Origin of the sequence: Corallococcus sp. AB045 (genome assembly GCF_003668895.1) — a bacterium.
Classification (GTDB): Bacteria; Myxococcota; Myxococcia; order Myxococcales; family Myxococcaceae; genus Corallococcus; species Corallococcus coralloides.
Genome location: NZ_RAWN01000280.1, coordinates 1 through 9505 on the forward strand (window position 1 = coordinate 1; position 9505 = coordinate 9505).

Genomic DNA, 9505 nt, shown 5'->3' on the forward strand with positions numbered 1-9505 from the left:
CGTTCAGCGGCACTGGGGGCACGGAGCCCGAACCGGGCTCCGTGCCCCCGGTGCCGCTGAACGAGCCGCCGCCAATGCACCTCGTGGTGCAGGCCCGGGCGGACACGCCCATCGTCAGCCTGCGGCTCGTCTTCCACACGGGCTCCATCGACGACCCGAAGGGCAAGGAGGGCCTCACCGCCCTCACCGCGAAGCTGATGGCGGAGGGCGGCACGCAGCAGCTCACCGCCGCGCAGCTCCTGGAAGCGCTCTACCCCATGGCCGCCGAGCTCAAGGTCGTCACCGACAAGGAGATGACCACCCTCTCCGGCCGCGTCCACCAGGATTTCCTGCCCTCGTTCCTGCTGCTCTTCACGGACACGCTGCTCCAGCCGCGCTTCGACCCCGCGGAGTTCGAGCGCCTGCGCGCCAACGCGCTCAATGCCGTGCGCAACGGCCTGCGCAGCGAGGACGACGAGACGCTCGGCAAGGTGGGCCTGGACGCGCTCATCTACGCGGGGCACCCGTACGCCCACTACACCGGCGGCACCGTGCAGGGCCTCCAGTCCCTCACGCTGGACGACGTGAAGGCGCACGCGCGCCGCGTCTTCACGCAGGACCGGCTCGTCATCGGGCTCGCGGGTCCGGTGGACGCGAATCTCCAGCAGACCATGACCTCGCGCCTGAGCGCGCTGCCCGCCAAGGGCGCGCCCCGGGTGGAGCTGCCCACCGTGAAGTCCTCCGCGGGGCGCACGCTCATCCTCCAGAAGCCCACGCTCTCCACCGCCGTGAGCATGGGCTTCGTCACGCCGATGCGCCGGGGCGACCCGGACTTCTTCCCCGTGGCGTTCGCGCTGTCGAACCTGGGAGAGCACCGCCAGTTCATCGGCGTGCTCTTCAACGAGCTTCGTGAGCAGCGCGGCCTCAACTACGGCGACTACGCCTACGCCGAGCACTTCATCGAGGACCGGGGCAACGGCACCTTCAACCGCACCAACCTGGTGCGCACCCAGCAGGACGTGTCCATCTGGCTGCGCCCCGTGGTTCCCGCCAACGGCGTGTTCGCCACGCGCGGCGCGGTGTTCTTCCTGGAGCGCATGTCGAAGGAGCCCCTCACCCCGGATCGCTTCAACCTGGTGCGCGGCTTCCTCCAGGGCTACACGCGCCTGTGGGAGCAGACCGACCAGCGGAGGCTGGGCTTCGCCATCGACTCGCTCTACTACGGCACGCCCAACTTCCTGGACGCCTACCGCTCCGCGCTGACGACGATGACGCCGGAGTCCGTGCAGGCCGCCGTGAAACGTCAGCTGGCACCGGAGAAGCTGGCGCTCGTGTACGTCACGGAGGATGCGCAGGGGCTGGCGGAGAAGCTGAAGTCCGGCGCGCCGTCGCCCATCACCTACGCGTCGCCCAAGTCACCGGAGCTGCTCAAGCTGGATGAGCTCATCATCCAGCAGAAGCTGCCGGTGCGCCCGGACGCCGTCCAGATCGTCCCGGCGTCTGGGTTCATGGAGCGCTGAGGTCCGCGCTCCTTTCCGGCGCTCAGGGGCTTTCCGGCAACGCCGTCCACACGCCGCGGAAGCGCTTGAGCGCCGGATCCTTCTGGCGCTTGCACTCCACGCCGTCCACCTGCACGGTGCCGTCGTCGCTGAGCAGCAGGATGTCCTCCGACGTGTCGGGCGTGAAGAACGCCTCCGGGTTCACGCCCGACAGGTCCACCGACGTCACCGGCACCGGCGCGTCGTCCCCGCCCCTCCAGGTGAACAGCCGCGACTTCGCCTCGGAGGCGGTGGCCCCCGCCATGATGAGGTAGCGCCCCCGCCACGACGACAGCGAGCGGATGCCCAGCCCACCCAGCTCCAGCAGCCGGGGCTCACCGAAGCGCGCGGTCGCGCCATCGCGCACCACCGCCTCCGGGTTCAAGAGCGGCACCACCAGCGCCTTGCCTTGCGTCAGCGGACTGCGGAAACCAATCAGCATCCCGGGCGCGTCCAGCATCGCCGTCATGCCCTCGATGTTGAGCCCACCGGGATCCTTGGGTGGCAGCGGCTCCGCCCGCGCGAGCCCGTATGGCGCGAGCCGGGCGTCCGCGAGCAGGTCCTCCAAGAGCTGCGTGTACGGCTGTCCGATGAGCTGCATGTGCTCGGGGTCTTCCACGCCGGTGGCGAAGAAACGCAGGCGCGCGGGCTGCTTCTTGCCGGCGCTGTTGCGGCCATGCGACGTGAGCCAGAAGGCCAGGTTGCCCAACCGCGAGCCCGCTTCAATGTCCGTCTCCGGCGGCTTCTTCTTCACCGGCAAGTCGAGCGACGGCGTCAGGTCCACCGTGCGCAGCGGACGGCCTCCCTTCCGCGCATCGTAGACGCGCAGGATGTTGTCCTCGTCGTCCGCCACCACGAACAGGCCCTGGCCCAGCTCCACCGCGCCGGACGCGTCGCAGCTGCCTTCGAAGACGACCGTGTTCGCGTGCGCCGCGGGCAACGCGTCACGCCGCACGTTCGACTCGCGGGTGCCACAGCCCGCCACCACGACACATCCCCACAGGAGCCACCGTTTCATGGCCCTTCTTCTCGCTGCTCACACAGCGTCACGCGCGCCGGGAAACCGGAGGCCCCGCGTGAAATGTGTCGTAAACAACAAGACACGCGGCGGATCCGAAGGGCTCGGGATTTGTAGAAATGGCATGAGGCTGTAGCACACACACATACGAGGGTGGGTTTTCTTCCGGCGGCGGGAGGTGGGTGCTAAGAGCCTCAGGATGCAATGCCCCGACTCCGAACCTTCGTGGAGCCGGTCCGCGTGCGGCGCGGCCCTGCGACTCGCGCTCCTGGGTCTGCTGCTCACCACGGCAGCGGCCCACGCTCAGCCTGACCCCTTCTCCCGAGGCTTCGACGCCGTCCCGGTGAAGCCGACCGCCGCGCAGTCCAGCGGCATTGGCCTGGAAGGCGCCACCGTGGAACCGGTGGGCAGCTACCGGGGCGCGCTGCTCTTCGACTTCAACTGGCGCATCCTCGCGCTGAAGCTGGGTGACGAGAAGCGGGGGGACCTGCTGCCGTACCGGCTGGACGCGCACCTGCTCTTCTCCTACCAACTGCTGGAGCGGTTGGAGCTGGGCGTGGACCTGCCCGTCACGCTCCTGCAGGGCGACAACTTCTCGCTCTTGGGGGACGCGCTGAACGCGCCGGACTTCCCCGGCGCCGCGGGCGTCAGCAGCACCACGCTGGGCGACATCCGCGTGCTGCCGCGCGTGAGCCTGCTGAATCCGGACCGCTTCCCGGTGGGGCTCGCGCTGGTGGCGGAGGTGCGGCTGCCCACCGGCAGCGCGCAGAGCTTCACGGGTGAGAGCGGCGTGGTGTTCGCCCCGCGCCTGGCCGTGGAGAAGCGGCTGGGGCCCGTGCGCGTGCTGGGCAACGCGGGCGTGCTGGTGCGCCCCGCGGCGCAGTACCTCAACCTGCGCGTGGACGACGAGCTGACGCTGGGCGCGGGCGGCATCGTGGACCTGCCGGACATCAGCCGGCTGCGCGAGGTGAAGGCCACCGCGGAAATGCACCTGCGCACGCCGCTGGCGCGCCCCTTCAACTTCGACCAGGCGGATTCGCTCAAGTCGCCGTGGGAGCTGCTGGTGGGCGCCCGCGCGAAGGTGTGGGGCGACTGGGGCGTGGAGCTGGACGTGGGCCGCGGCCTCAACGTCACCACCGGCTACGGCCGTGAGGCCCTGCGGGTCATGCTGGCGCTGCGCTACGACAAGACCTTCAAGGACGAGGGCCCGGACTCCGACGGCGACGGCGTGCCCGACGTGCGCGACCGCTGCCCCACGCAGCCCGAGGACAAGGACGACTTCGAGGACTTCGACGGCTGCCCGGATCCGGACAACGACGGCGACGGCGTGGCGGACGGCGAGGACGCGTGCCCCAACAAGCCCGGCCCGAAGGAGAACAAGGGCTGCCCGGTGGAGCCGGACAAGGACACCGACGGCGACGGCGTCATGGACCCGCTGGACAAGTGCCCCCTGGTGCCCGGCCTGAAGGACTTCGACGGCTGCCCGGACACGGACTTCGACGAGATTCCGGACGGCGAGGACGACTGCCCCGACGTGGCCGGCCCGCCGGAGAACAACGGCTGCCCGTACGACGCTCCGCCCTACGTGGTGGTGGAGTCGGACCGCATCCGCATCAAGGGCAACATCCTCTTCGAGACGGGCTCCGCGGTCATCCAGAAGCAGTCGTACCCGCTGCTGGACGAGGTGGCGACGGTGCTCACCAAGAACCCGACGCTGGGGCCCGTGCAGATTGAAGGGCACACGGACAACAAGGGTTCGCGTGCGCTCAACATGGACCTATCCAACCGGCGCGCGAGGTCGGTGCTCGAGTACCTGACGAAGAAGGGAATCGACCGCAAGCGCCTCACGTCGCAGGGCTTCGGGTTCGACCGGCCCATCGCCACCAACGACACGGCGCTCGGCCGCGCGAAGAACCGGCGCGTGGACTTCAAGCTCGTCAAATCGGAGATTGAATCCGGCCCGAAGGAGACCATCGTCCCCCACGGCCAGCCGCCGCCGCCCGGCACCGAGCCGGTTCCCGGACCGGGTGCGCCTCCCGCTCCTGGCACCGGCACGCCGGCCGGCAAGAAGTAACGCGGTCCGTTGGGACGGCCCGGCACCAGGGCCGTCCCCATGCCGAGCGCGCCGCCTTACGCTTCCGAGCCAGGCTCCAGCCCCAGCGCTTCGCTCGCGAAGCGCGCCATGCGCTCTATCAGCCGCGCCTTGTCGTCCAGGTCGCTGCGACCAGACCGGTCCGACATGGCCTCCAACCGCTCACCGCAGCGCAGGTCCAGGCAGACGTACACGCCCACCCGGCGCTTCGAATCCACATCCGTGGTGAGCATGCCAATCTCCGCATCGGTGGACGTCCGGCACCAGTCACACATCTTGGGCGCAAGGGTCGGGTCCCCCTGCTGATCCCTGCGGAAGGCGATGCCCGTGGGCTGCTTGCTCCCCGGCGCGACGAACACGAGGAAGACGCGCACCCCGTACGGATCCACCCACGAAAGGTAGTCCCGCACGAAGAGCGGGAGCTGGGTGCCCTTGGGCAGTTCGACGTGCTTGCGATCCCTGGAGCGGAAGGCTCGCAGCAACTCTTTCTCTGACTCGATTCGGAACATGGCGTGCTCCTGCCGTACTGCCTTCAAGAACATCCTGAACGTGCGTCAGCCTGATTTTGTCCAACCCTTGCGGACACTGGGTTGAAATCACCACCGCATGCCAGCTTGGCGGTCACTCGCGTTCCGAGGACCCCCATGCACCTTTCCCTACGGATCCTGTTGCCCCTGCTGGTCATCGGGTTGGGAGGCATCGCTTGTGGCGATGATGCCCCCTCCACCCCCAACCAACCGCCCACCGTGAGCGACACCATCTCCGCGCCCACGGCCCTTGTCGCGGGAACGACCGGCACCCTGACCATCACCGCGAGCGATCCAGACGGTGACCCGCTGACCTACACGTGGACGCAGGTCGCCCCCGGCATCCAGGGCACCTGGATGGGCGGCACCACTGGTGAGAGCGCGCAGTGGTACTCGCCCGTCGTGGGCGAGCAGACCGCGTTCACGTTCCACGTGAGCGTCTCGGATGGCGTGAACCCGCCCGTGGTGCGGACCGTCACCCTGCCCGTGTCGGTGCCCCGCTATGGCGCGGACGTCCAGTCGCTGTGGAGCTCCGGGCAGTGCACGAACTGCCACGGCAAGGCCGGCAACCTGAGCCTTGCTCCCATCAGCAGCCACGCGAGCCTGGTCAACGTCACCGCAAAGGCCTGCGGCACCCTCCAGCGCGTCATGCCCGGCGACCCGGACAACTCGGCGCTCGTGCGGAAGATGGAGGGCACGGCGTGCGGAGACCGCATGCCCACGGGCAAGCCGGAGTACTTCGACCAGCACCCGGGCCTGAACGTCCTGGTCCGCTCGTGGATCCTCGCGGGCGCGGCCAACGACTGACGAGAGGACACGGCGGGCTCGCACCCGTTCCAACCGGGGCATAGGCTCGCGGTCGTGGCCGCGAACCCGCCCCTGCTGGACGACATGGTCCTCTTCGCGGAGGTGGTGGCGACGGCCAGCATCACCTCCGCGGCGGAGCGCCTGGGCCTGCGCAAGTCCACGGTGAGCCGCCGGCTGGCCGCCCTGGAGGAGCGCCTGGGCATCCGGCTGCTCGAGCGCAACACGCGCAGGCTCCGCCTCACGGAGGCAGGCCGCGAGTACCACGCGCACTGCGCGCGGCTCGTCGCCGAGGCCCGCGAGGTGAACGCGGCGGTGAGCGAATCCCGAGGCACGCCCCAGGGCACGCTGCGCATCGCCACGCTGTCGCTGCTGGGCGAGCTGCTCACGCCCGTCATCGCGGAGCTGCTGCTGCACCATCCCCGGCTGCGCGTGGAGGTGTCGCTCGCGCAGACGCACGTGGACCTCATCGCGGAGGAGTACGACCTGGCGCTGCGCACCGGGCCGCTCGCGGACTCATCCCTGATGGCGCGCAGGCTCGGGCGCCTGCGCACGGGCTACTACGCCAGCCCGCACTACCTCAGCCGCCACGGCACGCCCCGGACGCCCGAAGCGCTGACGACCCACGAGTGCATCCTCCTGGCCGAGTCCGGCACCGACGAGGTGTGGTTCTTCGGCGAGGGCCGGAGCGCGCGCACCGTGCCGGTGACGGGCCGCCTGCGCGTGCCGAGCGAGCGCGCGGGCCAGGCGGCGGCACGAGCGGGACTGGGCATCGTGCGGCTCGCGGCGTCACTGGTGGCGGACGACGTGCGCGCGGGACTGCTCATCCCCGTGCTGGAGGCGGACACGCCCCCGGGCCTGCCCATCTTCGCCGTCTACCCGAGCAGCCGGCAGCTGCCCCTCAAGGTGCGCGCCTTCCTGAAGCTGCTGTCCGCGCGTGGCGCCGCGCTCCCATGGCAGGAGGAATAGGGGGCTCCTGGCGGAACAATGCGTCCCGCCCGGGGCGCTCGTCGCCGTTGCTGGCCGCGATTACATCCCGTGTGCACGAGGCGCGGATGCCCCTGAGGCGCGCGCCCTTCACACAAGGATGGGCCCCATGGCTGGCGACGTCATCGAGCTGGGAGACGCGGAGTTCCAACGCGAGGTGCTGGAGTCGGAGGAGCCGGTGCTGGTGGACTTCACCGCCACCTGGTGCCCGCCGTGCCGGGTCCTCGCGCCGGTCATCGACTCGCTGGCCGCCGAGTACAAGGGCCGGATGAAGATGGCCAAGCTCAACGTGGACGACCACCCGAGGACGCCCGAGCAGTACGGCATCCGCGCCATGCCCACCCTGCTGTTCTTCAAGGGCGGGAAGGTGGTGAAGCAGGTCGTGGGCGCCGTGCCCAGGGCGAAGCTGGAGGAGGCCGTGCGCCAGGTGCTCTGACGCCCGGCGCTAGCGCTTGAGCGCGCGCTCGATGCGGCGGCGCAGGCCGTCCTCGGACAGCATGCCGCGCTGCGCGTCGATGACCTTGCCGTCGCGGTCCAGGAAGTAGAGCGTGGGCAGCGCATTCACCTGGAACGCGCGCGCCATGTCGTCATCCGCGTAGACGACGTACGGCCGCAGATCCGGCTGGAAGCGCTGGAGGAAGTAGTCCACCTCCTGCGACGCCGTCGAGCCCTCGTCCCGGCTGGCCGCCACGAAGACGAGCCCCTGGGACTCGTACTCCTTGGCCAGCTTCACCAGGGACGGCATCTCCTCGCGGCACGGCGGACACCACGTGGCCCAGAAGTCGAGCATCACCACGCTCCCCTTCAGGTCCGACAGCGCGAGCGAGCCGCCCTCGTGCTTCGTCAGCTGGAAGGCCGGCGGCGACGCCCCGTCCGGCACCAGCCGCGCCCGCTGCGCCTCGCGCACGCCCAGGAACGCCAGCGCCGCCAGCCCCAGCACCGCCACCACGGACAGCGCCGTCTTGGCCTTGTCCCCGCGCGCGCCCGGCGGCGGCGTCCCTTCCGTCCCAGCCTGCTGTGTCATCCGCGTTCCTTCCGTGTCAGGCGGCCGTGCACCCGCGTCAGGGCCCAGCGCACCCCGGCCCGAACCCGCGGCCGGCGCACCACCCACGCCGCCAGCGGAGGGCCCCAGTAATAGTACCCGTCGATGAACCCCTGGCCGAGCCGGCTCTTCCGGAGCACGTCGTCGCGGAAGGCCCGGAAGGCCACCAGCTCCGGCGCGCCCTCGCCAAAGGCCGCCGTCACCACGAAGCACGACGACGCGGGGCTCACCCACATCAGCTTGCCGTTGGTGAGGTTCACCACGACCTTCAATTCCCGCTGCTCCGTGTAGAGGAAGGCCAGCAGGTCTCGCCGCGCGGCCGGGAACTCCTGTCCGCCCGCCTCCTCGAAGTCGATGCGCGTGCCGACGGTGCTGCCCACTTCATCCACCGTGAAGCGGTAGCGCTTGGAGCTGCGCCGGTGCTCCACCTCCAGCCCCTTCAATTCGCCGAAGTAGGCCAGGAAGGGCACGCGGCACGCCGGGCAGACGAAGCGGTGGTAGGCGTGCGTCGGGACGAAGGCGTAGTCCCCCATGCGCTTGCAGCCCGTGTTGGGGCACACCAGCTTCACGGTCGCCTGGGCCGCGTTGCGCGGGTCGTAGCGCGACAGGCCCGAGCCCTTGTCGAACACCGGCGGCGGCCGGGACGGCTGGCCCACCATCTGACGCGTGGGATGCGCGGCGCGCTCCAGTTCCTGGGCCTTTCGCCACGCCAGCTCCGCCGCCTCCAGCCGGCCGTCCGCGGTGTGCACCAGCGCCTCCGCGTGCGCGCGCAGGGCCGCCACCAGCCGGTCCACCAGCGGCGACACCGCCGGCTCGCGCGCCACCGCGAAGGCCTCCGCCAGCACCCGCTCCATCTCCGGCAAGAGCGCCTGGGCCGCCTTGCGCGACGGGTCCTCCGCCCGCCGGTACACCGGGGGCTCCGGAAGTTTCGCGAACAACGCCGAGGCCTGGGCCCGCACGCGCTCCAGCGCAGCGTCCCCCCGCCCCACGTCCAATCCCGCCGCCCGCGTCTGGGCGGCCCTGATGAGTTCTTCGGGCTGCAAGCGCGTGGACCTTAAGGGCCCCCAGGCCCCCTGTCAGCGACTGAGGAGCGACAGGTCAGGAAACTCGCCATGTGCCCCGGGCCGATGTAAGACGACGTAGGAGGATGTGAATCATGGGCGTGTTGAAGTTCCTGGTCTGGACGACGTGCGCGGTGGGTCTGGGCGTCTTCCTGGCGCGGGGCAACGTGGACGGCCGTTCCCCCCTGGAGCACATGGAGCGCACCTGGAAGCGCACGGTGAACCCTTCCACCCTGGACAAGGTGAAGGGCAGCGTGGGGGACGCCCTGGAGGACGCGAAGGGCGCCGTGTCCCAGAAGTCCGCCAACGCGGCGGGCCCGCGCGAGCGCATCACCGCCGAGGACCGGGCGGCCATCAACGACATCATCGCCAAGAAGAAGTAGGCGCCGCGGCAGGTGACGCCTCCCCGCGGGGCCGGTTGCTGATCGCCGGCCTCCCCCTTCCACCCGCCCCACCC

General features: G+C 70.3%; 10 protein-coding genes. 6 read left to right on the plus strand and 4 right to left on the minus strand.

The window, feature by feature from the left end:
- Positions 1-1499: pitrilysin family protein (locus D7Y21_RS37885; protein WP_147469493.1), on the plus strand; the 1499-nt coding region annotated here is incomplete at its 5' end.
- A 22-nt stretch (positions 1500-1521) separates the two neighbouring features.
- Here D7Y21_RS37885 and D7Y21_RS37890 read toward each other — a convergent pair.
- On the minus strand, positions 1522-2535 hold the full coding sequence (locus tag D7Y21_RS37890) for a DUF3616 domain-containing protein (protein ID WP_121718301.1): 1014 nt from the start codon (positions 2533-2535) through the stop codon (positions 1522-1524).
- Between the two features lie 199 nt (positions 2536-2734).
- On the opposite strand from D7Y21_RS37890, the gene D7Y21_RS37895 reads away from it, so the two are divergent.
- Positions 2735-4609 carry an OmpA family protein gene (locus D7Y21_RS37895; protein WP_121718302.1) on the plus strand — a complete coding sequence of 625 codons (1875 nt, stop codon included), beginning with the start codon at positions 2735-2737 and terminating at the stop codon, positions 4607-4609.
- A gap of 56 nt (positions 4610-4665) precedes the next feature.
- Here D7Y21_RS37895 and D7Y21_RS37900 read toward each other — a convergent pair whose 3' ends face one another.
- Positions 4666-5136, minus strand: coding sequence for an FBP domain-containing protein (locus tag D7Y21_RS37900; RefSeq protein WP_121718303.1), 471 nt, complete (start codon positions 5134-5136; stop codon positions 4666-4668).
- A gap of 135 nt (positions 5137-5271) precedes the next feature.
- Between D7Y21_RS37900 and D7Y21_RS37905 the strand changes: the two genes are divergently transcribed.
- The 3 genes from D7Y21_RS37905 to trxA all read left to right on the plus strand — a co-directional run bounded on the left by D7Y21_RS37905 (position 5272) and on the right by trxA (position 7381).
- Positions 5272-5961, plus strand: coding sequence for an Ig-like domain-containing protein (locus tag D7Y21_RS37905; RefSeq protein WP_147469494.1), 690 nt, complete (start codon positions 5272-5274; stop codon positions 5959-5961).
- A gap of 54 nt (positions 5962-6015) precedes the next feature.
- A complete protein-coding gene (locus tag D7Y21_RS37910) occupies positions 6016-6927 on the plus strand; it encodes a LysR family transcriptional regulator (RefSeq protein ID WP_120568224.1) in 912 nt (303 codons plus the stop codon).
- A gap of 127 nt (positions 6928-7054) precedes the next feature.
- Positions 7055-7381 (plus strand): thioredoxin, encoded by a 327-nt coding sequence (trxA, locus tag D7Y21_RS37915; RefSeq protein ID WP_120568223.1) that lies wholly within the window; start codon positions 7055-7057, stop codon positions 7379-7381.
- Between the two features lie 9 nt (positions 7382-7390).
- On the opposite strand, the gene D7Y21_RS37920 is transcribed toward trxA, so the two are convergent.
- Positions 7391-7969: a TlpA disulfide reductase family protein gene (locus D7Y21_RS37920; RefSeq protein ID WP_199724687.1), complete on the minus strand. Its 579-nt coding sequence runs from the start codon at positions 7967-7969 to the stop codon at positions 7391-7393.
- A complete protein-coding gene (locus tag D7Y21_RS37925) occupies positions 7966-9030 on the minus strand; it encodes a CFI-box-CTERM domain-containing protein (protein ID WP_121718304.1) in 1065 nt (354 codons plus the stop codon). Before D7Y21_RS37925 ends, D7Y21_RS37920 begins: the two co-directional genes overlap by 4 nt.
- Positions 9031-9143: 113 nt before the next feature.
- Here D7Y21_RS37925 and D7Y21_RS37930 point away from each other — a divergent pair, with 113 nt between their 5' ends.
- Positions 9144-9431 (plus strand): hypothetical protein, encoded by a 288-nt coding sequence (locus D7Y21_RS37930; protein ID WP_120568221.1) that lies wholly within the window; start codon positions 9144-9146, stop codon positions 9429-9431.
- Positions 9432-9505: the final 74 nt, after the last annotated feature.

What these genes read in the sequence shown, in the direction of transcription:
- trxA (WP_120568223.1), top strand. Translation starts at nt 7,055, where the DNA reads ATGGCTGGCGACGTCATCGAGCTGGGAGACGCGGAGTTCCAACGCGAG.
- D7Y21_RS37900 (WP_121718303.1), bottom strand. Translation starts at nt 5,136, where the DNA reads ATGTTCCGAATCGAGTCAGAGAAAGAGTTGCTGCGAGCCTTCCGCTCC.
- D7Y21_RS37905 (WP_147469494.1), top strand. Translation starts at nt 5,272, where the DNA reads ATGCACCTTTCCCTACGGATCCTGTTGCCCCTGCTGGTCATCGGGTTG.
- D7Y21_RS37930 (WP_120568221.1), top strand. Translation starts at nt 9,144, where the DNA reads ATGGGCGTGTTGAAGTTCCTGGTCTGGACGACGTGCGCGGTGGGTCTG.
- D7Y21_RS37895 (WP_121718302.1), top strand. Translation starts at nt 2,735, where the DNA reads ATGCAATGCCCCGACTCCGAACCTTCGTGGAGCCGGTCCGCGTGCGGC.
- D7Y21_RS37890 (WP_121718301.1), bottom strand. Translation starts at nt 2,535, where the DNA reads ATGAAACGGTGGCTCCTGTGGGGATGTGTCGTGGTGGCGGGCTGTGGC.
- D7Y21_RS37920 (WP_199724687.1), bottom strand. Translation starts at nt 7,969, where the DNA reads ATGACACAGCAGGCTGGGACGGAAGGGACGCCGCCGCCGGGCGCGCGC.